The organism is Parasphingomonas puruogangriensis (assembly GCF_036663635.1).
GTDB lineage: Bacteria > Pseudomonadota > Alphaproteobacteria > Sphingomonadales > Sphingomonadaceae > Sphingomonas.
Genome location: NZ_JAXOJI010000001.1, coordinates 391,967 through 415,425 on the forward strand (window position 1 = coordinate 391,967; position 23,459 = coordinate 415,425).

General features: G+C 64.4%; 33 protein-coding genes, 1 tRNA gene and 1 pseudogene. 7 read left to right on the forward strand and 28 right to left on the reverse strand.

Going from position 1 to position 23,459, the window contains the following annotated elements:
- Positions 1 to 5: 5 nt before the first annotated feature.
- From U1739_RS01980 to U1739_RS01990, 3 genes are all read right to left on the reverse strand, one after another.
- Positions 6 to 845 (reverse strand): fatty acid desaturase, encoded by an 840-nt coding sequence (locus U1739_RS01980; RefSeq protein WP_332703458.1) that lies wholly within the window; start codon positions 843 to 845, stop codon positions 6 to 8.
- Between the two features lie 37 nt (positions 846 to 882).
- Positions 883 to 1,287 carry a hypothetical protein gene (locus U1739_RS01985; protein ID WP_332703460.1) on the reverse strand — a complete coding sequence of 135 codons (405 nt, stop codon included), beginning with the start codon at positions 1,285 to 1,287 and terminating at the stop codon, positions 883 to 885.
- A gap of 83 nt (positions 1,288 to 1,370) precedes the next feature.
- Positions 1,371 to 1,922 carry a GbsR/MarR family transcriptional regulator gene (locus U1739_RS01990; RefSeq protein WP_332703462.1) on the reverse strand — a complete coding sequence of 184 codons (552 nt, stop codon included), beginning with the start codon at positions 1,920 to 1,922 and terminating at the stop codon, positions 1,371 to 1,373.
- 313 nt (positions 1,923 to 2,235) lie between these two features.
- Here U1739_RS01990 and U1739_RS01995 point away from each other — a divergent pair, with 313 nt between their 5' ends.
- From U1739_RS01995 to U1739_RS02005, 3 genes are read left to right on the forward strand one after another with little or no spacing between them, the layout of a single operon-like run.
- The gene (locus U1739_RS01995) at positions 2,236 to 2,871 is read left to right on the forward strand and encodes a lysoplasmalogenase family protein (RefSeq protein ID WP_332703464.1); all 636 of its coding nucleotides are present in this window, start codon (positions 2,236 to 2,238) and stop codon (positions 2,869 to 2,871) included.
- Positions 2,868 to 3,299: a DUF488 domain-containing protein gene (locus U1739_RS02000; RefSeq protein ID WP_332703466.1), complete on the forward strand. Its 432-nt coding sequence runs from the start codon at positions 2,868 to 2,870 to the stop codon at positions 3,297 to 3,299. Before U1739_RS01995 ends, U1739_RS02000 begins: the two co-directional genes overlap by 4 nt.
- Positions 3,300 to 3,358: 59 nt before the next feature.
- Entirely contained in the window at positions 3,359 to 4,024 is a 666-nt protein-coding gene (locus U1739_RS02005; protein ID WP_332703468.1) for a DUF4240 domain-containing protein, read from the forward strand.
- A gap of 193 nt (positions 4,025 to 4,217) precedes the next feature.
- On the opposite strand, the gene U1739_RS02010 is transcribed toward U1739_RS02005, so the two are convergent.
- The 4 genes from U1739_RS02010 to yaaA all read right to left on the reverse strand — a co-directional run bounded on the left by U1739_RS02010 (position 4,218) and on the right by yaaA (position 9,007).
- Positions 4,218 to 4,571 (reverse strand): DUF952 domain-containing protein, encoded by a 354-nt coding sequence (locus U1739_RS02010; RefSeq protein WP_332703470.1) that lies wholly within the window; start codon positions 4,569 to 4,571, stop codon positions 4,218 to 4,220.
- Positions 4,568 to 7,324, reverse strand: coding sequence for a DNA gyrase subunit A (gene gyrA / locus U1739_RS02015; RefSeq protein WP_332703472.1), 2,757 nt, complete (start codon positions 7,322 to 7,324; stop codon positions 4,568 to 4,570). The genes U1739_RS02010 and gyrA overlap by 4 nt, the downstream gene beginning before the upstream one ends.
- 232 nt (positions 7,325 to 7,556) lie before the next feature.
- The gene (locus U1739_RS02020) at positions 7,557 to 8,255 is read right to left on the reverse strand and encodes an SDR family NAD(P)-dependent oxidoreductase (protein ID WP_332703474.1); all 699 of its coding nucleotides are present in this window, start codon (positions 8,253 to 8,255) and stop codon (positions 7,557 to 7,559) included.
- On the reverse strand, positions 8,252 to 9,007 hold the full coding sequence (gene yaaA / locus U1739_RS02025; RefSeq protein ID WP_332703476.1) for a peroxide stress protein YaaA: 756 nt from the start codon (positions 9,005 to 9,007) through the stop codon (positions 8,252 to 8,254). Before yaaA ends, U1739_RS02020 begins: the two co-directional genes overlap by 4 nt.
- A 158-nt stretch (positions 9,008 to 9,165) precedes the next feature.
- Between yaaA and U1739_RS02030 the strand changes: the two genes are divergently transcribed.
- Together U1739_RS02030 and arr are read left to right on the forward strand one after the other, a co-directional pair.
- Complete coding sequence (locus U1739_RS02030; protein ID WP_332703478.1) at positions 9,166 to 10,449, forward strand: hypothetical protein; 1,284 nt, start codon at positions 9,166 to 9,168, stop codon at positions 10,447 to 10,449.
- Between the two features lie 119 nt (positions 10,450 to 10,568).
- Positions 10,569 to 10,985 carry an NAD(+)--rifampin ADP-ribosyltransferase gene (gene arr / locus U1739_RS02035; RefSeq protein ID WP_332703480.1) on the forward strand — a complete coding sequence of 139 codons (417 nt, stop codon included), beginning with the start codon at positions 10,569 to 10,571 and terminating at the stop codon, positions 10,983 to 10,985.
- A 2-nt stretch (positions 10,986 to 10,987) separates the two neighbouring features.
- Here arr and U1739_RS02040 read toward each other — a convergent pair whose 3' ends face one another.
- The 3 genes from U1739_RS02040 to U1739_RS02050 are packed head-to-tail and all read right to left on the reverse strand — an operon-like array spanning position 10,988 to position 12,067.
- A complete protein-coding gene (locus tag U1739_RS02040) occupies positions 10,988 to 11,119 on the reverse strand; it encodes a hypothetical protein (RefSeq protein ID WP_332703482.1) in 132 nt (43 codons plus the stop codon).
- Positions 11,116 to 11,565 carry a class I SAM-dependent methyltransferase gene (locus tag U1739_RS02045; protein WP_332703484.1) on the reverse strand — a complete coding sequence of 150 codons (450 nt, stop codon included), beginning with the start codon at positions 11,563 to 11,565 and terminating at the stop codon, positions 11,116 to 11,118. The genes U1739_RS02040 and U1739_RS02045 overlap by 4 nt, the downstream gene beginning before the upstream one ends.
- Before the next feature lie 34 nt (positions 11,566 to 11,599).
- Positions 11,600 to 12,067: an Lrp/AsnC family transcriptional regulator gene (locus U1739_RS02050; protein WP_332703486.1), complete on the reverse strand. Its 468-nt coding sequence runs from the start codon at positions 12,065 to 12,067 to the stop codon at positions 11,600 to 11,602.
- 180 nt (positions 12,068 to 12,247) lie between these two features.
- On the opposite strand from U1739_RS02050, the gene U1739_RS02055 reads away from it, so the two are divergent.
- Positions 12,248 to 14,134, forward strand: coding sequence for a histidine kinase dimerization/phospho-acceptor domain-containing protein (locus tag U1739_RS02055; protein WP_332703488.1), 1,887 nt, complete (start codon positions 12,248 to 12,250; stop codon positions 14,132 to 14,134).
- Between the two features lie 2 nt (positions 14,135 to 14,136).
- A complete protein-coding gene (locus U1739_RS02060) occupies positions 14,137 to 15,156 on the forward strand; it encodes a polysaccharide deacetylase family protein (RefSeq protein ID WP_332703490.1) in 1,020 nt (339 codons plus the stop codon).
- A gap of 25 nt (positions 15,157 to 15,181) precedes the next feature.
- Here U1739_RS02060 and U1739_RS02065 read toward each other — a convergent pair.
- From U1739_RS02065 to U1739_RS02145, 18 genes and pseudogenes are all read right to left on the reverse strand, one after another.
- Positions 15,182 to 15,258 (reverse strand) — tRNA-Ile (locus U1739_RS02065).
- Between the two features lie 54 nt (positions 15,259 to 15,312).
- On the reverse strand, positions 15,313 to 15,507 hold the full coding sequence (locus tag U1739_RS02070) for a hypothetical protein (protein ID WP_332703492.1): 195 nt from the start codon (positions 15,505 to 15,507) through the stop codon (positions 15,313 to 15,315).
- A 91-nt stretch (positions 15,508 to 15,598) separates the two neighbouring features.
- Positions 15,599 to 16,729, reverse strand: a complete 1,131-nt coding sequence (locus U1739_RS02075) for a site-specific integrase (protein WP_332703494.1) — start codon at positions 16,727 to 16,729, stop codon at positions 15,599 to 15,601.
- A gap of 26 nt (positions 16,730 to 16,755) precedes the next feature.
- A pseudogene (locus tag U1739_RS21105) lies at positions 16,756 to 16,911 on the reverse strand (helix-turn-helix transcriptional regulator); the annotation flags it as partial.
- Positions 16,911 to 17,246, reverse strand: a complete 336-nt coding sequence (locus tag U1739_RS02080) for a hypothetical protein (RefSeq protein ID WP_332703496.1) — start codon at positions 17,244 to 17,246, stop codon at positions 16,911 to 16,913. The pseudogene U1739_RS21105 and the gene U1739_RS02080, both read right to left, overlap by 1 nt.
- Complete coding sequence (locus U1739_RS02085; protein ID WP_332703498.1) at positions 17,240 to 17,725, reverse strand: hypothetical protein; 486 nt, start codon at positions 17,723 to 17,725, stop codon at positions 17,240 to 17,242. The genes U1739_RS02080 and U1739_RS02085 overlap by 7 nt, the downstream gene beginning before the upstream one ends.
- 221 nt (positions 17,726 to 17,946) lie before the next feature.
- Positions 17,947 to 19,104: a recombinase RecT gene (locus tag U1739_RS02090; RefSeq protein WP_332703500.1), complete on the reverse strand. Its 1,158-nt coding sequence runs from the start codon at positions 19,102 to 19,104 to the stop codon at positions 17,947 to 17,949.
- Between the two features lie 23 nt (positions 19,105 to 19,127).
- A complete protein-coding gene (locus tag U1739_RS02095; RefSeq protein WP_332703502.1) occupies positions 19,128 to 19,958 on the reverse strand; it encodes a hypothetical protein in 831 nt (276 codons plus the stop codon).
- 12 nt (positions 19,959 to 19,970) lie between these two features.
- The gene (locus U1739_RS02100) at positions 19,971 to 20,312 is read right to left on the reverse strand and encodes a hypothetical protein (protein WP_332703504.1); all 342 of its coding nucleotides are present in this window, start codon (positions 20,310 to 20,312) and stop codon (positions 19,971 to 19,973) included.
- Positions 20,313 to 20,454: 142 nt separating this feature from the next.
- Positions 20,455 to 20,637, reverse strand: coding sequence for a hypothetical protein (locus U1739_RS02105; protein ID WP_332703506.1), 183 nt, complete (start codon positions 20,635 to 20,637; stop codon positions 20,455 to 20,457).
- Positions 20,630 to 20,932, reverse strand: a complete 303-nt coding sequence (locus tag U1739_RS02110; RefSeq protein WP_332703508.1) for a hypothetical protein — start codon at positions 20,930 to 20,932, stop codon at positions 20,630 to 20,632. The genes U1739_RS02105 and U1739_RS02110 overlap by 8 nt, the downstream gene beginning before the upstream one ends.
- Positions 20,925 to 21,227 carry a hypothetical protein gene (locus U1739_RS02115; protein WP_332703510.1) on the reverse strand — a complete coding sequence of 101 codons (303 nt, stop codon included), beginning with the start codon at positions 21,225 to 21,227 and terminating at the stop codon, positions 20,925 to 20,927. Before U1739_RS02115 ends, U1739_RS02110 begins: the two co-directional genes overlap by 8 nt.
- Positions 21,224 to 21,508 carry a hypothetical protein gene (locus tag U1739_RS02120; RefSeq protein ID WP_332703512.1) on the reverse strand — a complete coding sequence of 95 codons (285 nt, stop codon included), beginning with the start codon at positions 21,506 to 21,508 and terminating at the stop codon, positions 21,224 to 21,226. The genes U1739_RS02115 and U1739_RS02120 overlap by 4 nt, the downstream gene beginning before the upstream one ends.
- Positions 21,505 to 21,738: a hypothetical protein gene (locus U1739_RS02125; protein WP_332703514.1), complete on the reverse strand. Its 234-nt coding sequence runs from the start codon at positions 21,736 to 21,738 to the stop codon at positions 21,505 to 21,507. Before U1739_RS02125 ends, U1739_RS02120 begins: the two co-directional genes overlap by 4 nt.
- The gene (locus U1739_RS02130) at positions 21,735 to 21,926 is read right to left on the reverse strand and encodes a hypothetical protein (protein ID WP_332703516.1); all 192 of its coding nucleotides are present in this window, start codon (positions 21,924 to 21,926) and stop codon (positions 21,735 to 21,737) included. The genes U1739_RS02125 and U1739_RS02130 overlap by 4 nt, the downstream gene beginning before the upstream one ends.
- On the reverse strand, positions 21,923 to 22,129 hold the full coding sequence (locus U1739_RS02135) for a hypothetical protein (RefSeq protein ID WP_332703518.1): 207 nt from the start codon (positions 22,127 to 22,129) through the stop codon (positions 21,923 to 21,925). Before U1739_RS02135 ends, U1739_RS02130 begins: the two co-directional genes overlap by 4 nt.
- Before the next feature lie 41 nt (positions 22,130 to 22,170).
- Entirely contained in the window at positions 22,171 to 22,455 is a 285-nt protein-coding gene (locus tag U1739_RS02140; RefSeq protein WP_332703520.1) for a hypothetical protein, read from the reverse strand.
- Between the two features lie 334 nt (positions 22,456 to 22,789).
- Positions 22,790 to 23,419, reverse strand: coding sequence for a LexA family protein (locus U1739_RS02145; RefSeq protein ID WP_332703522.1), 630 nt, complete (start codon positions 23,417 to 23,419; stop codon positions 22,790 to 22,792).
- Positions 23,420 to 23,459: the final 40 nt, after the last annotated feature.

Genomic DNA, 23,459 nt, shown 5'->3' on the forward strand with positions numbered 1-23,459 from the left:
CGTCCCTAGGCGCGGCGGGCGATCCTAGCAACTTGAGCAAGCGGCAGCACTTGCCGCGCCTGCGCCGCCAAGTCGGGCTGCGCCGCGGCGATGCGCCGCGCCAAGATACCGAGCCGCCGCACCGGCACCGCCGGGAACAGGTGATGTTCGAGATGCAGAAACATGTTGTAGGTGACAAGATTGACGAAGGGCGTGGCCTGCGTGCGGGCGACCTCGTCTTCGGCGCAATCGTGATGCGTGATCCACACGGCGAACAGGGCGGTCAGGCACTGTGCGGCGATCATTGCGGCGACGTGATAGAGCAGCACCGGCGCCAGCGTCAGTACTGCCGCGCCGGCCAGTATGGCGTTCAGCGCCAGGTCGATCGCCATGCGCCGATGCAGCCGCGGTCCGCCATGATGCCATGCTTCGAGATGCATGCGCAGCGGAAAGCGCGGACCGTCGCGTAGCACTTGCCAGAAGCTCATGCGCCCGCAATCGCCCTCGATATCCTGCGCCGTGCCGAGATGCCGGTGATGGCGCAAATGGTTGAAGGCGACCGCGTTGTTGGAGCCGAGCATCAACCCGCTCAGGCCATGCAGCACCCAGCGATGCGCGGTCTTGCCGAGCCCGAGATTGCCGTGGATCGCCTCGTGATTGAGCCGCAAGGCGGTCAGGAAGAACATGAACGAGGCGATTGCGGCCAGCGGCCAGAGCCGGGCGTCGGCGGCAATCCAGCTGGCCGCCAGCCACGGCATCGGGTGGAGGCATTCCACCACGCCGTCGCGCCGGCGCATCTTGATCAGATCGCGCCATTCCACCGTGGCAAGCTTGCGGCGATAGGCGGTAACAGTGGTCGGTCCCATGTCCTTCACTCCCTGTTGCGGGTTGTGCCCGGTTAACTCAACGGGTGAATCTTTCCGCGTCGCGGTGGCGATGTCCTGCAGCGGCCGGCTGGTCCTCGATCCAGCCATTCACCTTGCGGCCGAACTGCGCGATCGCGCCCATATTGAAGAAGTGCATCGCGCCGAGCACGAGGATGGCAAGACCGACCTTGGCGCTGAGGAAGCGGATCGCGCCGGCAAGCGTGGTCGGTTCAACGCCGAGGCTGAGCGTCAGCGTGATGAAGCCGATATTGATCAGATAGAAGCCAACGACGAGCAGATGGTTGGTGGAATTGGCCAGCACCTCGTTCTGGCCGAAGCATTGGACGAGGAACACCTTGCCGTTCGCGCTAAGCGTGCGCGCGACCCAAATGGTCACGCCGATCGTGATGGCGAGGTACAGCGCATAGACGGTCTCGGTCATGTCGAAATCCTTGTTCTGGTGTTTCTGAAAATACTGAAAGAGCTGCGCGTGGCTAGGGCTGGCGGATCATTGCGTCGGGCTCCTCAATCCTGCGCTTTGGCTTTGCGGCCGGGGATCAGGCGGGCGACGCTGCCGCCCAACTTCATCAGCGTGACGAGCGTGGATTTGGGCAACACGCGCACCTGATCGTACCAGGTGCCAAGCGTGGAAAGAAATTCGTGCATCCGCCCGATCCGTTCGCGGACATGGGCCGGGGCGGTGTCGTCCTTAGCCAGGCGCTGGGCGAGCTCGTTCATCAATGCGATCGTGGGATCGATCTCGCGCCGCTTGCGCTCGGCGGCGATGCGCATGAGCATGTCCCAGAGATCGGTCTCGGCGGTGAAATGGTCGCGCCGATCGCCTTCGACATGGACGCGGCGGACAATGGCATAGCCCTGCAGCTCCTTAAGCCCGGTCGAGACATTGGAGCGGGCGAGCCCAAGCGTGTCGACGATCTCCTCGGCGTTGAGCGGATCCTTGCTGAGATAGAGTAGGGCATGGATCTGCGCGACCGAGCGGGCAACGCCCCAATGCGTGCCCATTTCGCCCCAGTGGAGCACGAAGGCTTTGACGTCGGGATGGTCGTAGAGCTTCATGGCTTCATCCATTTCTGTTATTTCAGAAATAACCGGAGTTGGGTGTGGTGTCAATCGTGATTGGCGTTATGCCCATGCCCGCATGATCATTCCGTCCATGTTCGGCTCAAGGTGCCCCCGGACCGGCTGCGCGCGACCGGTCTCCATGGCGCTTCCCCGACGAAGGTGGGAACCCAGCCGGGAGACAGCAGTGCTCAGGCGTGGCGCATCTAATCGGGACCTTCGCGACTGGGCCCCGGCCTCCGCCGGGGAGCGGGGTGGCGGAACGGCGGCAAGAGTCGCGCGTGCCGTACAGACGCGCTAGCCTGTGGGCATGTCACGTCATCTGATCCTCGCCGCCGCGCTGCTTGCCGGCATCTCCTTCTATTTTGTGCCGCGTGCGCCGGACGCGGTGTGGTGGATCGCCTGGAAGGCGATCGGCGTCGCCTTCCTGGCGGCTTGGGCGGCAGTGCAGGCGCGTGATGCGAACGGTTGGCTGCTGGTGGGCGTGCTCGCATTTGGAGCGCTGGGCGACGTGCTGCTGGAAACGTCGGGCATGGCGATCGGTGGGGTGGCATTTCTCGTTGGTCACGTGATCGCCATCGCGCTGTATCTCGGCAACGGGCGCGGCTCGACGGGCAGGTCGATCACCGCAGCAGTGGGCGGGGCGTGCCTGGTCTCCAGTTTAGCGTTTTCCTTTACGCGCGATCCCGGCGTCGCGCTGTACGCGCTAGGGCTCGGCGGGATGGCGGGCAGTGCCGCGGCGAGCCGTTTCACCATCGCGGCGCTCGGCGCGGCATCGTTCGCACTGTCCGATCTGATGATCTTCGCGGCGCTCGGCCCGCTGGCGACCTCGACGCTGCCGGGGCTGGTCATCTGGCCGACCTATTTCGCCGGGCAGGTGCTGGTGGCGATCGGGGTGATGCGCGGATTGCAGCGGCCGGCCGTGGGCACCATGTCATTGCCATGAAAGTATACACGATCGGGTACGAGGCCACGACGATGGCCGATTTCCTCGCCGCGCTGACCAAGGCGGGTGTAAAGCGGGTGATCGACGTGCGCGCCTTGCCGCTGTCGCGGCGGCCGGGCTTTTCGAAAACGTCGCTGGCGGCGTCGCTGTTCGAGGCGCGGATCGGCTATGTCCACCTCAAGGCGCTGGGCACGCCCAAGCCGGGGCGCGATGCGGCGAAGAAGGGCGATGTCGCGACGCTGACGGCGGTCTATGCCGAGCAGCTCGAACTGCCCGAGGCGCAGGTGCAGGCGGCACAGATGCTGGAACTGGCGAGGGAGATGCCCTCGGCACTGTTGTGTTTCGAGCGCGATCCCTGCCATTGTCACCGCACGTTGCTGTTGCAGGCGGTGGGGCAGGGGGCGGACGTGGTGGACCTGTACGCCTGACAAAGCAGCCTGCGGTACAGCCGGTCTAACGGACAATTTCGGCGGTTGGGGGTATCAATATGAAAATGGCGGCTGTTTGTGTTTTGGTGGTTCTGCTTATTGCCGGGTTAGCAATCGTGGGACGGTTTAGTGTCGCAAAAGCCGGGAGCCCGAAGGAGCCGGCGGTCGCAGTTCTGGTGCCATCTTCCGGGCCGCTTGCCGAAGCGGAATTCTGGGCGCTGGTGGATCACTCTGCGCGCTTAGAAGCGGACACAGATGCCCAACTCGCCGATCTGAAGTTATCGCTAAGCCGCCTGACGCCCGACCAAATCGGGCAGTTCGAGAAGATTTTCGATGCCACAATGCGACGGTCGTACAATTGGGATCTTTGGGAAGCCGCATATGTGGCAAACGGAGGGGCATCGGACGACGGTTTCGAATATTTTCGCTGTTGGCTGATATCCAAGGGGCGCAAGGTTTTCGAACAGGTCCTGGCTGACCCGGATCGGTTGGCCGATTTGCTAGCCCCGTCCGAGGCGGGCGGCGATCTGGAGTTCGAAGAGTTTGCCTATGTGGCGCGTCAGGCGTGGGCAGCAAAGTCAGGGCGGGATTGGAACGAGATGCCCGTGATCGCCGACATGATTTATGAGCAGCAGCCGACGGGTCGGGCGTTTTCGGAAGACGGAGAAGAGCTTGCTCGACGATATCCGAAATTGTGGAAGCGGTTTGGCGGGGGAGGGCAGTAAGCGTCAGACAAGCCCCCTCGTCGTCATCCCGGACTTGGTCCGGGATCCATCGGGCGGCATGCGCGGCATTCAATCATCGCGCGTTGCGCAAGGGGGTTGTTGGATCCCGGATCAAGTCCGGGATGACGATGGGGTTGGCGTGGCGCGCCGTCGCTTGAGATCCCAGCTTTCGTTGGGGTGACGGGATGGTGGATCAGCCCGCGACGGGCAGCTTAACCTTGCCGTCGGCCAACCGCTCCAGTGGCCCGTAAGCAATCACCGTTTCCAGCAACAGCGGGCCGTAGAGATGCGGGAAAAGTTGCCCGCCGCGCGATTCCTCCCATTTCAGCGAACCGCCGAAGCTGCCGAGATCGACCGCGGCGACGTGCAAATCGTCATGCCCGGCGAAATGCTTGTCGACGGTCTCGGTCAGCTGCTCGCAGGTCGAAAGGTGGATATAGCCGTCGGCCAGATCGACCGGCGCGCCGGCGAAGCTGCCGTCCGCCTCCAGCGCCGTCATCTGCGCGCCGGTCAGCACCTTGTAGGCGGTGGTCGGCACCTCGCTCATGCGCCATCCTCCGGGCCGGCGGCGAGATCGTCGCGCGTGTCGCCATCGTCGTTCGGGGCGATTTCGGGCGCGTCCTCGGGGCCGCGGACATCGGCTTCGGCTTCCTCCACGGTTTCCTCGATCCGCGCGGCGGAGACGACATGCTCGTTCTTGCCAACATCGAACAATTTCACCCCAGCCGAATTGCGGCTGATCACGCGCAGCGAACCCAGCGTCGTGCGGATCAGCTTGGCCTGATCGGTGACCAGCATCAGCTGGTGCCCCTTGGCCGCGGCAAAGCTCGCCACGACGGGGCCGTTGCGCGCGATATTGTCGATATTGGTGATGCCCTGGCCGCCGCGATTGGTGCGGCGGTAATCATAGGCACTGGAGAGTTTGCCATAACCGTTGGCGCAGACGGTGAGGATGAACTGCTCCGCCTTGACCATCTGGTCGAACAATTCCTGATCGTCTGGGGCCCCTTCGCGCTCGGCCTTCCACGGCGCGAACTTGAGATAATTCTCGCGTTCCTGCGGGCTGGCATCGACACGGTGCAGGATCGACAGCGAGATGACCTTGTCGTCGCCCTTGAGCGCCATGCCGCGCACACCGGTAGAGTTGCGGCTCTGGAATTCGCGTACGTCGGTGCTGGCGAAGCGGATCGCCTTGCCGGCGCGGGTGGCGAGCAGCACGTCGTCGCCTTCGCTGAGCAACGCGACGCCGATCAGGCGGTCGTCTTCGTCCTCGCCTTCGAACTTCATCGCGATCTTGCCGTTGGTCGGCACGCTGGTGAAGGCGTCCATCGAGTTGCGGCGCACATTGCCCTTGGCGGTGGCGAACATGACGTGGAGATTGCCCCATTCCGCCTCGTCCTCGGGCAGCGCGAGCACGGTCGAGATCGTCTCGCCCTCGGCCAGCGGGAGGAGGTTGATCATCGGCCGGCCGCGCGTGGCGGCGCCACCCTCAGGCAGGCGCCAGACCTTCTTGCGATAGACCTTGCCGTGGGTGGAGAAGAACAGCACCGGCGTGTGCGTGCTCGTCACGAACAATTCGGTGACGACGTCCTCGTCCTTGGTGCTCATGCCGCTGCGGCCCTTGCCGCCGCGTGCCTGAGCCCGGAACGTGTCGAGCGTGGTGCGCTTGATATAGCCCTGCATCGTCACGGTGACGACCATGTCCTCGCGCTCGATCAGATCCTCGTCGTCGATGCCGTCAGCGGCGGCGGCGATTTCGGTGCGGCGCGGCGTGGCGAATTCGGCGCGGACGGCGGCGAGCTCGTCCTTCATCACGTCGTACAATTTGGCGCGGTTGGCGAGGATCTCGAGCAATTCAGTGATCGAATCGGCCAGGCCCTGCAACTCGTTGCCGATCTCATCGCGACCCAGAGCCGTCAGGCGATGCAGGCGCAGATCGAGGATGGCGCGCACCTGCGCTTCGGACAGGCGATAGACGTCGCCTTCCTGCTTATCCTCGACTGCTTCGACCAGGCGGATATACGGCGCGATCTCGGCGATCGGCCAGCTCTTCTCAAGTAGTCGCGCACGGGCGACGGCGGGGCTGGACGAGCCGCGGATCATCTTCACCACTTCATCGAGATTGGTGACGGCGATGACCAGGCCGAGCAACAGATGCGCCCGCTCCCGCGCCTTGGCGAGTTCGAATTTCGAACGCCTCGTGATCACCTCTTCGCGGAACTTGACGAACGCTTCGATGATGTCGCGCAGGTTGAGCGTTTCGGGGCGGCCGCCGCGGATCGCGAGCATGTTGGCCGGGAACGAGCCCTGCGCCGGCGTGTGACGCCACAATTGGTTGAGCACCACGTCGGCAGTGGCGTCGCGCTTGAGGTCGATGACGATGCGCACGCCGTGACGGTTCGATTCGTCGCGAATGTCGCTGACGCCTTCGATGCGCTTGTCCTTGGCGGCCTCGGCGATCTTCTCGACCAGATTGTTCTTGCCGGTCTGGTAGGGGATTTCGGTGAGCACGATCGAGCGCCGATCGCCGCGGCCTTCCTCGACGATGTGGCGCGAGCGCACGATGATCGAGCCGCGGCCTTCGTTATACGCCGCCTTGCAGCCGGCGCGGCCGAGAATGATGCCGCCGGTCGGGAAATCGGGGCCGGGGACGATCTCCATCAGCTCGTCGATGGTGATCCCGCCATTCTCGATATAAGCGAGGCAGGCATCGACGACTTCGCCGAGATTGTGCGGCGGAATGTTGGTCGCCATGCCGACGGCGATGCCGCCCGCACCGTTGACCAAGATATTGGGAAAGCGCGCCGGCAGCACGGTCGGCTCTTCGCGCGAACCGTCATAATTGGGCGCGAAATCGACCGTATCCTTGTCGATGTCGGTGAGCAGCGCCATTGCCGCCTTGGTCAGCCGCGCCTCGGTGTAGCGCATCGAGGCCGGCATATCCGGATCCATCGAGCCGAAATTGCCCTGGCCGTCCATCAGCATCACGCGCATCGCCCAATCCTGGGCGAGACGGGCGAGCGCCATATAGATCGAGCTGTCGCCGTGCGGGTGATAGTTGCCCATCACGTCGCCGACGATCTTGGCGCATTTGCGATACGGACGGCCGGGGACGAAACCGCCCTCTTGCGACGCGAACAGGATGCGGCGGTGGACCGGCTTCAAACCGTCGCGCACGTCGGGCAACGCGCGACTGACGATGACGCTCATGGCATAGTCGAGATAGCTCGAGCGCATTTCGTCCACGATCGAGATCGGCGAGATATCGGAAGGGTCGGCGAGGATGGTCTCGTCGGTCAAATTTCTGGTGCTTTCGGGTTCGTTTCAGTCGTGTGACGGCTCTAGCCGAGGCGGGGTGGGATGCCAAGGGTTGGGGGCAAGGCGCAGGAGCGCACGGCCGCCAAAAAGGCGCTTCCCCGGCGGAAGCCGGGGCCCAGTCGTGATGCCGAGGGTAACTTTGCTCAGCTTTTGCCAATCTCTGCTTTTCGACGGGGCCCCGGCCTCCGCCGGGGGGGAGCGCCAAGCGACGACGCTAGGCCGGTACTTCCGCCCCATCCCAGGCGAACACCTTGCCGCTATCCGGCACCTTCAGCCCGTCGATCACGTCGAGCAACTGCACCGCCGCGCGCCCGGCATCGAACAGGTGGCCGGCCTGCACATTGCCCTGGAACGGCTTGGACAACGTCGTATCCACCGTGCCCGGATGCAGCCCAACGACGATGCTGCGCTCGTTGCGCCGCCGTTCCTCGATCGCCAGCGTGCGCAGCATCATGTTGAGCGCCGCCTTGGAGGCGCGATAGCCGTACCAGCCGCCCAGCTTGTTGTCGGCGATGCTGCCGACGCGGGCGGAGAGCGCGGCGAACACGCCGCGCTGGCCCTTGGTCATCAGCGGCAGGAAGTGTTTCGCGACCAAGGCCGGACCGATGGTGTTGACCGCGAAGCTCCGCGCCAGCCAGGCCGGGTCGAACTCGCGCATGGTCTTTTCCGGGCCATGGCCATCCTCGTGGAGCAGGCCGGTGGCGACGAGGATCAGCGTGGGGGCGGGGCCCTTGGCAACGACCGCCGCGGCCGCAGCGATGCTTGCTTCGTCTTCCAGATCGAGATGCTGCTCGCCGCCGCGTGAGCGCGCGAAGCCGTGCACCACATCGAACGTGCCTTCGTCGATCAGCGCCTCTTCCAGCGCGGCGCCGATCCCGCCCGAGGCGCCGATGACCACTGCCGCGCCGCTCATGAGCGCATGAACCGCCAGCGATCGTCGTCGCTATCGGCCGCGTCGAAGCGATAGCCGTCGGTATCAAATGCCTTGATGCCGTCGGTATCGGTGATGCGATGCTCACACAGATAGCGTGCCACCATGCCGCGTGCGCGCTTGGCGTTGAAGCTGACGAAGCGCGGGCCCTTGGGGCCGGGTTCGCGGAACTCGATCTCGATCACGCGCACGCCATCGGGCAACCGGCCATCGACGGCATGCCAATATTCCTGGCTGGCGAGGTTGAGGATCACGCCCGATCCCTCCTCCTCGACGTCCGCGGCCAGCAGATCGGCGATGCGATTGCCCCAGAAATCGTACAAATTCTTGCGTCGCGGCGCCCAGCGGGTGCCCATTTCGAGCCGATAGGGGCGCATCTTGTCGAGCGGGCGGAGCAGGCCGTACAGCCCGGACAGCATGCGCACATGATCCTGCGCGAACGCGACGCCGGGTTCGTCGAGCGTCTTGGCCTCGAAGCCGGTGTAAACATCGCCGGCAAAGGCGAACAGTGCCGGCCGCTCGGGCTGGTCGACGAAGCCGCCGAAGCGATCGGCGTTGAGCTTGGCCAGCGCCTTGGAAATGCCCATCAGCTCGGCCAGCTTCTTCTGGCTGAGATTGGCCGCCGACGCCGCCAGCTTGACCGCTTCGTCGCCGAAGCGTGGGCTGGTCGGCGTCAGCGGGGGCAGGGGACTGTCATAGTCCAGCGTCTTGGCGGGGGAGAGGATCGCGATCATGCCGACCGGGTAGCGGGAGCCACCGGCGCATTCAATCGTTGTTCAGCGGCAGCATGGCATTCGCCGCCGCAGCGTTGCTCGCTTGACCCGCCCCCGGTGCAGGTTACAGCGGCAGCGACGACCAAGGTGCCCTGCACCGCCTAGAGGAGAGTTCGTTCGTGACAAAGTTTTCCAGAGCCGCGCTGGCCGCTGTCCTGATCGCCGGCACCAGCAGCTTCGCGATGACGGCGCCGGCCGCCGCCAAGAAGAAGGAAGAGGCCAAGACTGGCCTGGTGGTCAGCGAGCCGATCCGCGTCGCCGCCACCGCGACCACCGCAGCGCTGACCGCCAAGGACTTCGCCACCGCCGAGACCAATGTCGCGCTGATCGAAAGCAGCGCCAAGACCGAGGACGAGCGCTATATCGCTCAGGCCTATCGCCTGCAGCTCGAGGCCAACAAGCTGGGCGACAAGGGTAACCCCGCCGTGCTCGCCGGCCCGCTCGACGCGCTGATCGCCAACCCGAAGACGCCGCCGGCCGAAGTCGGCCGATACGCCTATATGCGCGCCAACATCGCGTATAACGCCAAGCAATATCCGCAGGCGCTGGCCGGCTATCAGCGCGCCACCGCGGCGGGCTTCACCGCGCCCAACATGCAGTTGCAGATCGCGCGCACCAAGATCCAGGCCGGCGACGTGTCTGGCGGGGTCGCCGATATCGAAAAGCAGGTCGCGGCCGATAAGGCTGCCGGCAAGCCGGTCGATGAGGATCTGTATAAATACGCTATCGTCGCGCTGCAGAAGACGCCCGACACCGCCGCCACGATGCGCTGGACGCGCGAGTGGCTGTACAGCTACAATACGGCGCAGAACTGGCACACCGCGATCTACGTGTTCGGTTTCCAGGGCGAGAACGACAAGAAGATCACCAAGCGCGAGCGCATCGATCTTTTCCGCCTGCTGCGCGCGACCAAGTCGCTCGCCGGCGAGCGCGAATATATCGAATATGCCGATCTTGCCGTGCAGACCGCCAATGCCGCCGAAGCCAAGGCCGTGATCGGCGAAGGCAATGCCACCGGCAAGCTGGCCGCGGCCAATTCGGCCGCCAAGCTGACGCTCGGCGAAGCCAACACGCAGCTTGCCAAGGAGGGCGCGCTGGCCGCGCAGGAGAAGCGCGCGCTGGCGTCGGCCGATGGCCTCGAGGCGAACGGCGTGGGCGACTTTGCACTCGGCACGGGCAATCCCGCAAAGGCGATCGAGATGTACAAGCTCGCGCTCAGCAAGGGCAGCGCGAAGCTCAACAAGGACGAGGTCAACACCCACCTCGGCATCGCCTATCTGCAGGCCGGCGACAAGGCTTCGGCCAAGGCGGCGTTCGCGCAGGTCACCACCGGGCTGCGCGGCCAGATCGCGAACTTGTGGACCGTCTGGGCCGATGCACCGGGCACGCCGACCGCCGCATAAGCGGGCAGTCTATCTTGGCAAGAAACGAAAAGGGCGGCAGCGATGCCGCCCTTTTTTGTGCCGGCCCTTTTCGCGCTCTCGGCGGGTTGGTAAACTCGGCCGGCCAGAGGAGCAACGCTATGTCAGGCTCTACGACTATGTTCTCGCCATCCTTCTTTCACGGCACCCGGGCTAATTTCGCCCCCGGTGATATGGTCGCCGTCGGCCACCAATCCAACTTTACCGCGGATGCACCGCTCTCCTGGGTATATTGCGCGGGCACGCTCGATGCGGCGATCTGGGGCGCGGAACTGGCTGCCGGTAGCGGGGCGCCACGGATCTATGTCGTCGAGCCGACCGGGTCGGTCGGCGACGATCCCAACCTGACCGACAAAAAGTTTCCCGGCAATCCGACCCGATCCTATCGCTCCCGTGACCCACTGCGCGTCATCGCCGAAGTGGTGAAATGGCAGGGACATTCGCCCGAGCTGCTGCAGCAGATGAGGGACGGCCTCGCGCAGCTGGCGGCATTCGGCCGCGACGAGATCATCGACTGACCTTACTGGAGCGGCTTGATTGCGCTGTAGAAATGGTTCTCCTGCTCATAACAGCGCGTCAGCTGTAGTCCCGACGCTTCGAGCAGCCGCTCATACACCGGTGCACCGAGCGAGGTCGATCGCCGGTCGGTCAACACGTCGTGCCATTCGCACCGCTGCCGAGGCGCGGTGAACAAAAAAGTCCACCCGGCCGAAGCGCTGCCGCCACGCGCTTTACCACTTTCCGCTGATTGTCCGCTGACAGGAGGAACAGCAGCCCGATCGCAAGCGCGGCGTCGAAGGTCCGATTGAAGAATAGACTATCCTCCGCCGCTTCGCACACGCTCTGCGCGGCAGGAAAGCGACGACGAAATGCGGCCAATAACGATGGCGATGCGTCAACCCCGAAGAGTGTGAAGCCGTACTCGATCAGCGCCCGGGCGATCGGCACGCCGGAACCGCAGCCGACATCGACGATCGAACTCGACGGTTGGAGATTTTCTCGCGCCCAACATCGCACGAACGTAGCGTCGATGTCGGATCGGGCCGCGATGAACTGCGCGGCGATCGCTTCATAGCCTTCGGAATGATCAGCGGCCATAAGGCGGACCTCCAGCACCGACCTCTCGCCCGCGCTATGCCGTGCGAACCGGGATCCCGGGCACGGCCTTGGCAGTGCGAATCGTCAGGGACGTCTTGACGCTCGCCACGTTCGGCGCCGGTGTCAGGTGTGTGGTCAGAATATCCTGGAAGCTTTTCAGATCCGCCGCCACGATCTTCAGGATGAAGTCGATCTCGCCATTCAACATATGACATTCACGGATTTCGGGAATGGCGCCGACATGTTCTTCGAACGCGTGCAGATCATGCTCGGCCTGGCTGCGCAGCGAAACCATCGCGAATACGGTGATCGGATAGCCCAGCGTGGCGGCGTCCAGTTCGGCATGATAACCGCGGATCGCGCCGGCATCTTCCAGCGCGCGGACGCGGCGCAGGCAGGGCGGCGCGGTAAGCCCAACGCGCTCGGCCAGATCGACATTGGTCATTCGCCCGTCATCCTGTAGCAAGGACAGGATCTGACGGTCGATATGATCAAAAGCCATTACGTATCTCTCCTGAATCACGCCCGTTTCCGGATGGGCTATCTTCTCTAAACATAATAATGTTGCGAGGGAACGCAATTGTCCCACATTGCGACGTCTCGAAATCAACAGCTTCCGCAAGCGGCGCGCGCCAGTTAAGAAATTATTGCGACGCGCAGTCCGGCGAGCGTAACAAGGGTCATGAGTTTGCGCTTCGACGACAGCCTCGACACGGTGCTTGCGGCAGAAATGTCGTCGCCGTTCGGCGCGCAGTCGGCCTGGCGCCAGTTGGTCGATCTGATCGGCCGCCGCCGCGTGCCGGCCGATGCCCAGGCCATCGCCAAGCTGCTGTCGATCCGCGCGCAGGTGCCGGCAGCAGTGCGCGCCGCCAGTGCGCGCGCGCTGGCCTTCGCCAATCCGCCCGCGGCGCTGGTGCGGGTATTCTACGATGACGAAGTGGCGATCGCCGCGCCGGTGCTGCGCATTGCCCGGCTGCAGGCCGATGAGTGGATCGCCATGCTGCCGGGCATGTCGCCGGCTGCCCGTTCGGTGCTGCGCCATCGTCGCGATCTGACGCCGGCGGTGCGCCGGGCGCTCGATGCGTTCGGGCCGGACGATTTCCGCCTAACCGGCACGGTCGATGCGGTCGCCAGCGCCGAGCCGGCGCCGGCCGGCCCGACCGCTGTGGCCAATCACGCCATGTGGCGCCGCGTCGATCAGCCGTTGCTCGACCCCGTCGAACCGGCCGCGCCGCCAGCGGCGGCGGCCGAGCCCGTCACCGAGGCCGCGCCGACGCTCGCGCAGTTCGGCGAGAGCCCGTTCGTCTCGGTCGGCGCGATCGCCTTCGGTCTGCCGGTCGTGGCGGAAGCGCTGCGGCGGGCCGAGCCTTTACCGCCGGCGGAGACGGTGCCGCCGGCGGAGGGGCCGTTCCAGATTGCCGAACTGGTCGCGCGGATCGATGCCTATCAGCGCCAGCGGGATGACGCGCCCGGCGTGCCGCTGCTGCGCGGCGCGGGCGATCAGCCCGCTTTGTTCGATCTCGAAATGCCGCAGGCACTGCATTTCCGCTTCGAGACGGATGCGGCGGGCGTGGTGCGGTGGATCGAGGGGGCGGCCCGCGCGCCGCTGATCGGCCTGTCGCTCGATCTCGCCGCCTTGCCCGGCGTGTCGCGCGTCGATGGCGTCGCCGGCGGTGCGTTCCGCCGCCGCGCCGGCTTTGCCGATGCGCGACTGGTGGTCGATGGCGGTTCGGACGCGGCAGGCGAGTGGCGCATTACCGGCGTGCCGGTTTTCGATCACGAGAGCGGCCGCTTCACCGGCTATCGCGGCACCGCGCGCCGCCCCCGCGCCGACGAAAGCGCCGCCCCCCGGCGCGGCCCGGCCAGCCCGACCGCCGATGCGTTGCGCCAATTGGTCCACGAACTGCGCACCCCGACCAACGCGATCGCCGGTTTCGCCGAGATGATCGAGACGCAATTGTTGGGGCCGGTGCCGGATGTGTATCGCCAACAGGCGGGCACGATCCGCGGCCAGGCCGCCGGCCTGCTGACAGCGATCGACGATATCGATCTGGCCGCGCGGCTCGAATCGCACGCGCTGGATCTGCGCGCCGAGGAAGTGGCGGTGGCGCCGTTGCTGGCGCGCGTCGCCGGCGACCTGGCGCCGCTCGCCGATCTGCGCGGCACGGAATTGCTGCTCGATCCCGGCCCGGCCGATCTCGCCATTGCCGGCGATGAACGGGCGATCGAGCGCCTGGTCGGGCGGCTGATGGCGACCCTGGTCGCTTCCGGCGCGTTGCACGAAAAGATCAACATCACGGCATCATTGGCCGGCGATGCGACGATCTCGCTGGTGTTCGACCGTCCCCGGGCGCTGGCCGTGTTCGGCAACAATGCGATCCTGACGATCGATGCCGAGGCGGTGGCCGAAGCGGAAGGCGCGCCGTTGCTCGGCACCGGCTTCGCGCTGCGCCTGGCGCGTAACCTGGCTGCCGAACTGGGCGGGCTGCTCAGCATCGACGACCGCCACCTGACCTTGCTGTTGCCGGCCGCGGTCAGCGCGGCGGTGGAGCAGGCCTCGTCCAACTGAGCGTGGGGTCCTCCGCGCCTTCGCACCCGCCGGGCTACCGCGTAGCGCCGCCCGCGCCGGCCGATCGCGTCGTTTGGCCGGCCGTGTTCGGCACGCGCTTCGTCGTCATGGTCGATACCGAGGAGGAATTCGACTGGAGCGCACCGCTGGATAGCGCCAACCGCGCGGTGAGTGCGATCGGCGCACTCCCGGCGGGGCATCGCCGCTTTGCCGACCGCGGCGTGCCGATCACCTACCTGGTCGATCATCCGATCATCAGCGATCCGCATGCCGCCGATCTGCTCCGCACGATCGTGGCGGATGGGCGGTCCGCCGTCGGCACGCAGCTCCACCCCTGGGTCAATCCCCCGCTCGACGAAGCGATGACCCCCGCCAATAGCTTTGTCGGTAACCTGCCGCTGGGCCTGCAGGCAGCGAAGCTCGACGTGCTGACCGACGCGATCACCGCGGCGATCGGCGCCCCCCCGCTGGTATATCGCGCCGGGCGCTACGGGATCGGCCCCGACACGCTCGCTCTGCTGCAGGCGCGGGGCTACCGCATCGATAGCTCGATGCGCTCGGCCTATGATTATAGCGCCGAGGCCGGGCCGGATTTCTCGGCGATCGGCAATCATGCGTTTCGCTGCGGCCCCGGCGGGGCGCTGGTCGAACTGCCCCTGACCACCGTGTTTACCGGCCTGGCGCGCGCCGGTGGCGCGCGGCTGCACCGCGCGCTGGGGCGGGTGCCGAAGGGCAGGGGGCTGTTCGCGCGCGCGCGGCTGCTGTCACGCGTCGCGCTGACCCCGGAGGAGATGCCACTGACCGAAGCGCTGGACGCGATCGCCGTGGCGCTGGGCGAAGGCGTGCGCGTGCTCAATTTCTCGTTCCATTCGCCGTCGCTGGCGCCGGGCCATACGCCCTATGTCCGCGATGCCGCCGATCTGGCCGCTTTTCATATTTGGTGGGACAAGGTGCTCGATGAACTCGATCGGCGCGGCGTGGCGCCGGCCTCGCTGGCGGAGCTGATCGCCGCGTCGACGTAAGCGCGTTCGTCGCCATTGGGAGCAATGGTGGGCCCGGCAGGACTTGAACCCGCAACCTAGCCGTTATGAGCGGCCAGCTCTAACCAGTTGAGCTACAGGCCCCCCAAGCGGGTGCGTTAGCGGAAGCGCGCGGCGTCGGTCAACGCGCCTCGCCGTTCATCCGTCGACAAAATCCACATAGGCGACGACATCGTTGCTGGTCTGCAGGAACAGCCCGTCCTGCACGTCGTCGGTCTGTTGCGCGGCCAAGCCCAGCGCTTCCGCCAGCGTGCCATAGATCAGCGTCGCGGCCGTGCCATCGTCCCCGAGATGATAGAGCCTGACGGCAACGTCCTGGGAGATGGTGCGCATGAGTTTGCCCGGAATAGTCGGTCGCCCGCCGATGGCGCGAAATGGTCGGGGAGACAGGATTCGAACCTGCGACATCCTGCTCCCAAAGCAGTCACTCTATACTCTCGTTTTCCGCAGAAACTGTAACACTAGCGTTACCCTCCTGCAATAGCTCTCCGTAATTATTCCGTGACTCTGTGTCGGCCATGATCGCCCGCAGATCGTCCTCAAGCACGTGCGCGTACCGGGCCGTCGTGCTGATATCGGTGTGTCCAAGCAGCTTCTGCGCCGCCTTGAGGTTGCCGCTCGAGCGGATGACGCGCGTGGCGCTGGTGTGTCGCAGATCGTGGAAGCGGAAGTCCGTGATGCCGGCAGCGGTGAGCGCGGTGGCCCATCGACGCTTCCAGCCCTCGGCACTGAATGGGTAGCGGACGCCCTTGCGCCGCGCCGGCCGATCGCCGCGCTTCGGTGAAGGCCGCTCGCATTTGTAAGTGAACACGAACGGGCAATCGTCCAGTTGCGGCCGGCCCATGATGATCTCCACCATGCGCGTCGTCAGCGGGAAGGTGTGCCAGACATCGCCTTTGGTGTGGACGCGTGCGCGAGCCGCTTCCAAATCCACATCAGCCCAGCGCAGGCCGATCACCGCGCCACGCCGCTGGCCGGACAGGATCGCGAACTCCACGACCGCGGCGAGGTCATCGCCGAGGTGTTCAAATAGCTTGCGCTGCTCGGTGCCGGAAAGCTCGCGGATACGCTCTTTCGGCTCGGCGAGCTTCAGGTCTGCCCATTTGATCGCGTGTTCGGTGCCGGGGTAGGGTACGTCATAGCCGCCTGCCTGGGCGTGCTTAAGCACCCGCTGGCATAGCGATAGCTCACGATTCACGCTGGCCGGCGACACGGTAGCGCGGCGCTTGGCCACGAACCCGCGCATATCGGCCTGACGGATGTCACCGACGAATTTGTGCGGCCCGATCATCCGGCTAAGATTGTCGAGCTGATAGAGCGTCGTGCCGGCGTTAGCCTCATGCTGGCCCTTGTCGGTCCAATAGCCCTTGCAGGCCACGTCGAGCGTAATGGACGGGCGACTGTCATCGCCTAGCGCGATCCGGCGCTTGAGGTTGCTTTCGAACGTTTCTGCGTCCCGCTTTTTAGTGCAGCCCGTAGAGCCATGATACCGCTGCTTGTCGCGCTGGAAGTCATATTGCCAATACGGCGAGCGGGGATCTTTACGGATGGACATGGGTCATCTTTCCGGCGTCGGCTTGCGAGGTAGGCATCGCAGTCCTCGGGGGTGTAACGGAACATGCGATTGGTCAGCGCAATATACTCGATCTCGCCGGCCTGGCGAAGCTTGCGCAAGGTGCGCTCGCTCATGCCCATCCGTTCGGCAGCTTGATCCGCGGTTAGCAGCTCTGTCGCCATCACCGCCCCGCCCCCATCGCCCCGGGGTTCGCGCGGGAGAGGGAAGGGGCGGCTTTGGCTAGGGCGGCGCGGGCGTTGGCAACAAGCCGGTTTGGCTCATGCTCACCCTGCGTGCTGGCGTAGCAGACGATAGCGTCGAGATATGGTTCCAGCTGTGCGAGAGCATCGTACAGGTCGGACGTGGCGACAAAGCGGTTCGCGGCGAAGGACTGGACGACCGGACCATCATCCCCCTGCCCATCTTTCATGACGGCAGCTTCACCGCCTCGATGAGAAAATACCGCTAACCACATCGCAGCAGCCGCATCTCGATCCGCCTGAATGACGGTCAGCATGTCGCACGCCCTTCGATTCCGCCCCAAACAGCCGCCGCGCGCGCCCAAATCCCCTGCAAATCCAGCAAAATCAGGCGGCGGAACGGAAGTAGGTCAACGATAGACCGGCTGATTGCGACCAGTGGCGGTTGTGGCTCGCTGGACAACGATGACAAAAAGGAAACCTCTAATCCGATCCAAAGATGGCCAGCATTGGCTGGCTCCAGACCGGCCTGAAATGACGTCCACGTCGCGTCGATAGTCTCGACCGCCCTCTCCGGAGACAAGCCCAGCTGCGACAACTCCAGCGCTGCAATGAACTGCCCCACCTGATCAAATGTGTATTGTGATGAGATACCCCGCCCAGCACATGCGTTGGCACACAGGCCGAGGCGCTGGAGGTTCTTGAGCCGCGAGGTAAACGCAGACCTCTTCTCGGATGCAATCAAGAAAATCGAAGCGAGCCCGCTTTCAAGCTGCGCGAAATTAATGGTCTTCATCACAGCCGATCACCCCCAACCCGCGCCCTCAAGCCAAAGCACGGCAGGCCGTCGAACGGATGGCGCTTGTACAGCGTGGGCAGGCCGGCGTTACGGCGCGCTTCCCGGACACGGGCTAGGTGCGGCTCGTTGGGGATGCTTTTGACGTGGGCGGAGATCATCTTGGTGTCCTTTCTGGAGCGGGACCGTAGCCCCGCTCCAATGCCGGCGACTTGCCGGGATTACTGGGCGGCGAACGAAGCCCGCTGTTCCTTGACCGCCGTCTCGACCTCGATCTGCATCTCCTCGGGCATGGCGGCGAGATCGTCGGCGAAGCTGCGTTCCATCGCGACGAGGCCCTGCTCGTTCTTGGCGAACATGACCTGCTTGATTATCTCGTCGGCGCGAGCGCGGCGGGGGTCGTCGGGCAGGGTGCCGTCGTGGTGACCGCCGCGCTGATCTTGCGACCGGCCTTCCATGGCGTTGAAGCCATCCTGATCGAGCGCGCGGGCATCTTCCTCGCTAAGCTCTTCGCGAGTCGGCGGAGCCAACTGCGGCGCATCCGCTTCGACCTCCAGGAGCCGTGCAGCCGAGCGTGCCGATGCTTCCTCGTCAGCGCCTTCCATGTCGATCAGATCGCCCGACATCGGCAGCGTCTTGCTGTGCCGGCGCATGACGGTCTTGCGCGCCATCTCGCTGAACCAATCGACCCAGGGCCCCTTCGGCGGGATCACCTCGTTGCTGTTGTACTTCGTCTTGCCAGTCGCGCCGGTCTGGCTGGCCTGGCGCACCTTGTTGATCTCGCTGCGGCGCATAACCTCGAATGACTTGGAACCGTCCTTCATGGTCGCGACAGAATAGGCGGCGACGATCTGATCGTCGGTAATCTGATCGTCGTCCAGATCGAGCATTGGCCGATGGCGCAGCATCGCTTCTGTGCCGGCCTCGAAAATGAACGCCCCACTCTCGACTTCGGCGCGATAGACGACGCTCGTTTCCAGCGTGCTGATCTCGCCCGACTGCAGGATCTTCTTGCGCAGCCCGTAGACCATCGGGAGATACTGCACCGTCTTGACGCTGACCCACTGGTTCCCGTCCTTTTTGCGCACCGAATAGATCACCAGCGCCGCTTCGCGCCCATCCGGCAGCAAGCCATCCTGCGCGCACTTCATGCACGACGTGATAAGGCTGGCACGGTCGGCGGTCAGAAGGTCGGGGTTCGATTGCGCGGCAGTCATTACCGTGCGCTGAAACTTGGCCGGGTCGATGTGCTTGGGAAGTGCATCCTTGAGGCCGGCAATGCGGGTGCTGAGGCTGCGCTCAAGCCCGCGATAGGGGTTGGTTTCCTCGACAGCGAGGGCATTGCTGCCGCGATCGATCGTTTGAAGTTGGGTCGCCATGATAGATACTCTCCGAATAGGGGTTAGCGATTGCTCGCTTTGACGTCCGACCAGATGCGGACGCCGGGGATTTCGTGGACGCCGCCGCGAACCATCGCCTTGATGGCTGTGTCGATCGCCTCGCGAACCTTGGTGTTGTTCGCGACTGCGGCGAATGCGACGGCGTAATCCTCGACCTGGCTTAGCCACACCTTCGTGCCGGACACTGCCGCGCCATAGTCGCCACGGATGATCTGGCGTTCCGGCTCGGGCGCGAGCGTCGGCGCTGGCGGTGATAGAGCGGCTTCCAATTCCGCTTGTGCGACAGCGACGCTTTCGGAGGTGACCTTACCTTCGGCGGCGCTGATTTCTGCCAGCCGTCGAATTTCGGCTTGGTTAGCCTCCCATTCCTCGCGCCGGCGTGCATCCTCCGCTTCACGCTGGCGGCGCAATTCCGCCTGACGCTTGGCCTCCTCCTCGCGCAGGAATTGCGTCTGCTTCGCCTCTACCTTGATCTTTGCGGTTTCGAGTGGGCCGGCCAGTTCGTTCTTGCCCGCATCGATCGCGCGTCCGGCGAGCAGATAAGGGGCCTTGGTCGCAGTGTGCGTGTCGCCGATGAATTTAACCGCGGCGCGAATCTGTTTCACCAGTTCGCCACAGCGCCCGGCAGTTTCCTCGTCCGTTGCCGTCGCCCGTTCGGAGGCTGCGATCAGAGTTGCGATACGACCGCGAAAGCCATCCTTTGCGTCGATACCTTCATCGAAAGCCGCGCGCGCTTCCACATCGACCGGCGGGCGATTGTGGCCGGCGACGCTGCCAACCGCTTCAGGTGCCTTTGTCGGCCAAGGCTTAACGTCGTCAAATACGGTTGCCATCGTGGTCTCTCCTCAGAACAGAATTGGGGAATCAAGTGGGTCGGCGCGTCGGCGCGGGTCGGCGATTGGCGAAAGTGGCGCGTTGGCTTCGGCCCATTGCTGGCGCTTCGTCTGGAAACGGTATTCGGCCTCATCGATCGGGTCAGCGGCGCACTTCGGCCAAACCCGGTCCAAGGCGATCGGCTCGCCATTGGCGTGCACCTGCCAGCGCGGCGCACGGTCCAACTCGCTGCCGTCGATCGGATCGAGCGGCGCGCCGAACCAGATGCGGATGCCGACGAGCACGCCACCGCTGCGCAACCGCATGCGATAGTGACCGGCGATCGGCGTATCCGGGTTGAAGCCCGTCGCCATGACCGGCGCGCGACGCGCGGTGTAATCGAGGACTGCGCGCATCACGACACCCCCCAGCAAAAGACCGACACCCCGATGATCGCGAGCCACGTCACCAGCGACCATTGCCAGCCGGGCACGCGCAGGGCGGTGAGGATGCGGGTCACTTGACGCGATCCCGGTAGATCGAGCGACAGACGAAGACTGCGCAGAGCAGGTAGGAGAGCGCCAGAAAGGCACTGACCCACGTTGGCTTGTCGGTGAATCTCTCAAGTCCGGCGACCAAATAGGTGACCGCGACGGAGATGATCAGGAGCGACCCGAATAGTGGCTCACGCTCACGCATCGACCTGACCCCCATCCAGAGAAGCGGGGGCGGCGAGACCAAGACCTTCCGCGGCCTGCTTCTCGATCATGTCCCACGGTTCGCGCTCGTCGATATCGTCCGCAATCTGCGCTGCCACTCGTGCAGCCAGCGCGATCCGAGACAACGCCACCCGCTGCCGTTCGCATTGGGCTTGGAGGGTGGAGGCAAACTCTACCATGTCCTTGGCCCACGAATGAACGATGTCCTTGTCCATCGTCGGGCGATATTCACGCAGCAGCGCCTTGAGCGCATGGCCCCGGCTTACCTCAACCACGATCTTCCCCTCCCTCAGCAGCCGAGGCCGCGATCTGGACATTCTCTTGCCGGTCCATTTCGATCCGCATTTCGGCGTAGGATTGAGCTTCCGACTTCACGTATTCGAACAGCGGGTGCGTCGTGATATCCACGTCAAACAGGTGCTGCATCAGGTGCGCGCCAGCTTGGTTTGCCAGCCTGTGCGAGACGCCTGTCGCGTCCATGATTGGCACGGCGATATTGCATTGCCACGCCCAAGCCATTTCAGGGTCAGCCTGCAATTCAGCAGACAACGCTTTCAACGCGTTGCTCACAGCGCATTCCTTTCGATCTCAGCCGCCTCAGCCGCGGCGTGTTCCAGGGTGGCGGGTGGCGCGGGCAGGGGCATCCAGTGGGTTGCACCCTTAAGCTGGCGCATCATTCCACCGGCGATCCACCAGATGTGCTTCTGGACACTTACGCGAGCGGGATACCAGCATCGCTCCGGATCGCGCGGCTCGTCATGGGCGTCATCCCACTCATCCTCATCGCACGCCCAAAGCAGGACAATTGTCCCATCCTTCGGCGCCGTCTCAATCGGTTGCCAATCGCTCACGACATCACCTCGCTAGCTAAAGCCCAATCCACGCCGGTCAGCCGGCGAAACTCATCCTGAAACTCGCGCTCGAGCGCATCCCGGCGATCGGTCAGCCCATCCCACCCGTCGTCGCTGTCGGGGCGCACGTTCAGCACCGCGATCCGTTGGCGCGTCGTGGCCAAGTCCATCGTGACGGTCGCCAGGCTGCGCACCTCCAGCGAGCGGTTTATGGCTAGGGTGGCGTTCATGCCAATTTCCTCGTCTTGACCATTCCGCACCGCTCGCATTCGAGCATGACGCTGATGCCGATCACGTTGACCCGGATCATTTTCTCGGGAGCGCTGCGCCGAAAAACGCCGCGCTTTGTCTCGATCGTGCCTGTCTGTTCCCACTTATGGTTGCAGAGGCCGAGCCAGTCTCTGAGGCTGCCGTTCACTTCGACACCTGCCGTGCCAGCAGCGTATCGCGCACATGCCGTGCCGCACGACCAGCCGCGCTATCGTCGTTGATGACGCCGACATACGCCTGTATCACTTCGCGGTTGCGCTGGTTCAGGCCGGCGAGCGGGCGGGCCTGCACCCGATACCCAAGCTCCTCCATCTCGCGCACAGCCACGTCATTATTGGCACGTAGCGCCATGAGCCTGTCGCGTAGCGGGGTTGGGCGGGGGTTGGGGCGGGTCACTTGGACACCACGCGGTAGGCGATGATGTCGTTGGCACGCAGCGGGCTTTCGGGCGTGCGCCCGTGGTCCCAGCGGTGATAGCCTGCCATCGCGGGGCCATCGGATTCCCACCCGCTGCGCAGCCGCGTCATGATCAGCGCTTCGACCGGCAGCGGGCAAATGCCGCCAGACCATTCGATCCAGCCGTCAGCACGATCACGCGCCGCCTCCACCTTCGCCATCTCAGCGTCGGTCAGCCCCGGCGAGCGGTTCAAATTGGGGAAGGGGTCGGGGGTTTGCACCGGGGGGTCTCCGTTGCTGCCGTATGCAGCGTCGAAGAACGGTATGCGATAATCGCAGAACGATCACAAGCGGAAAATGCGACTTTCGCAGATTTAATTTGTTGGATACGCGAATGTTCTATTTATGTTCTAAAGGGGTATGCGACTCGTAGGAGAGGGATGTTGGGTCTATTTTTCCGTGTGGCGGTTTTCGGTGAGCCCAAGGGGCCATGGCGCGCGACTGAAAAGCGCGCGGCGCAGGATGCGATCGAGCAAGGCTTAGGCGAATATGATGAGTGGGGAACGTTCTATCTCAGCGCGCCCGCTGACATGGAGTGGATCCATGAGAACGAGCTTAGGAGAGCCGTCGCCTCGGCATATCCCGCGTTGAATACGAGAATACCCGACCAAGAATATTCACCGGCTCGCCGCCGAGCATAATGTCTTGGTGCTCGTCGTTGGTCGAGCATGGCACGAGGCGGGCGGGGTCGGCCTGAAACTCTTTGAAGGTCGTCTCGCCCTCTGCCGTCTGGATAACAAAGCGCCGCCCCGGCCATAGCTCCTTGTCATCTGGATCGATTACCAGCGTCGCGCCGTTCGGCACGATTAAGTCCATGGAATCGCCCTTAACCGTCAGCGCGTAGGCGTTGGGCGGTGTTTCGGGATCGGACACGGCCAGCCAACGCCCCGACCGCTGTTCGCCAAGCTGGAACTTGCCGGCCGGCACCTCGCCCAGCAGCGGTATCTTGCGCAGACCGTCACCAGTCTGCGGCCCGTCATCGAACACGCGTTTGATCGCTTCCAGCTCGGGCACCTGAATACGCCGGCCCTGCTTGCCGAGCGACTTTGTAAGGAAATTCTCTTGGATGCCTGTGGCCTCCGCAAGGTCGCGGATCGCCATGCCTCGTGCGTCGAGCGCCGCTCTGATTTCCTCTGGGGTCATCACTCGCTTGAAGCGCGGTTCTGCGATTGTCGCAACTTCCATTATCGCAGATTTCCGCTTGCTATTGGTCTGCGATTGTCGC

Bases quoted from the DNA above. Each gene is read 5' to 3' on its own strand.
- U1739_RS02005 (WP_332703468.1), top strand. From the start codon at position 3,359: ATGAAAATGGCGGCTGTTTGTGTTTTGGTGGTTCTGCTTATTGCCGGG.
- U1739_RS02090 (WP_332703500.1), bottom strand. From the start codon at position 19,104: ATGGCGACCCAACTTCAAACGATCGATCGCGGCAGCAATGCCCTCGCT.
- U1739_RS01995 (WP_332703464.1), top strand. From the start codon at position 2,236: ATGTCACGTCATCTGATCCTCGCCGCCGCGCTGCTTGCCGGCATCTCC.
- U1739_RS02145 (WP_332703522.1), bottom strand. From the start codon at position 23,419: ATGGAAGTTGCGACAATCGCAGAACCGCGCTTCAAGCGAGTGATGACC.
- U1739_RS01990 (WP_332703462.1), bottom strand. From the start codon at position 1,922: ATGAAGCTCTACGACCATCCCGACGTCAAAGCCTTCGTGCTCCACTGG.
- U1739_RS02125 (WP_332703514.1), bottom strand. From the start codon at position 21,738: ATGAACGCCACCCTAGCCATAAACCGCTCGCTGGAGGTGCGCAGCCTG.
- U1739_RS02095 (WP_332703502.1), bottom strand. From the start codon at position 19,958: ATGGCAACCGTATTTGACGACGTTAAGCCTTGGCCGACAAAGGCACCT.
- U1739_RS02020 (WP_332703474.1), bottom strand. From the start codon at position 8,255: ATGAGCGGCGCGGCAGTGGTCATCGGCGCCTCGGGCGGGATCGGCGCC.
- U1739_RS01980 (WP_332703458.1), bottom strand. From the start codon at position 845: ATGGGACCGACCACTGTTACCGCCTATCGCCGCAAGCTTGCCACGGTG.
- yaaA (WP_332703476.1), bottom strand. From the start codon at position 9,007: ATGATCGCGATCCTCTCCCCCGCCAAGACGCTGGACTATGACAGTCCC.
- U1739_RS02085 (WP_332703498.1), bottom strand. From the start codon at position 17,725: ATGAAGACCATTAATTTCGCGCAGCTTGAAAGCGGGCTCGCTTCGATT.
- U1739_RS02010 (WP_332703470.1), bottom strand. From the start codon at position 4,571: ATGAGCGAGGTGCCGACCACCGCCTACAAGGTGCTGACCGGCGCGCAG.
- U1739_RS02070 (WP_332703492.1), bottom strand. From the start codon at position 15,507: ATGCGCACCATCTCCCAGGACGTTGCCGTCAGGCTCTATCATCTCGGG.
- U1739_RS02045 (WP_332703484.1), bottom strand. From the start codon at position 11,565: ATGGCCGCTGATCATTCCGAAGGCTATGAAGCGATCGCCGCGCAGTTC.
- U1739_RS02050 (WP_332703486.1), bottom strand. From the start codon at position 12,067: ATGGCTTTTGATCATATCGACCGTCAGATCCTGTCCTTGCTACAGGAT.
- U1739_RS02135 (WP_332703518.1), bottom strand. From the start codon at position 22,129: ATGGCGCTACGTGCCAATAATGACGTGGCTGTGCGCGAGATGGAGGAG.
- U1739_RS02105 (WP_332703506.1), bottom strand. From the start codon at position 20,637: ATGCGTGAGCGTGAGCCACTATTCGGGTCGCTCCTGATCATCTCCGTC.
- arr (WP_332703480.1), top strand. From the start codon at position 10,569: ATGTCAGGCTCTACGACTATGTTCTCGCCATCCTTCTTTCACGGCACC.
- U1739_RS02075 (WP_332703494.1), bottom strand. From the start codon at position 16,729: ATGTCCATCCGTAAAGATCCCCGCTCGCCGTATTGGCAATATGACTTC.
- U1739_RS02000 (WP_332703466.1), top strand. From the start codon at position 2,868: ATGAAAGTATACACGATCGGGTACGAGGCCACGACGATGGCCGATTTC.
- U1739_RS01985 (WP_332703460.1), bottom strand. From the start codon at position 1,287: ATGACCGAGACCGTCTATGCGCTGTACCTCGCCATCACGATCGGCGTG.
- U1739_RS02080 (WP_332703496.1), bottom strand. From the start codon at position 17,246: ATGCTGACCGTCATTCAGGCGGATCGAGATGCGGCTGCTGCGATGTGG.
- U1739_RS02100 (WP_332703504.1), bottom strand. From the start codon at position 20,312: ATGGCGACGGGCTTCAACCCGGATACGCCGATCGCCGGTCACTATCGC.
- U1739_RS02055 (WP_332703488.1), top strand. From the start codon at position 12,248: ATGAGTTTGCGCTTCGACGACAGCCTCGACACGGTGCTTGCGGCAGAA.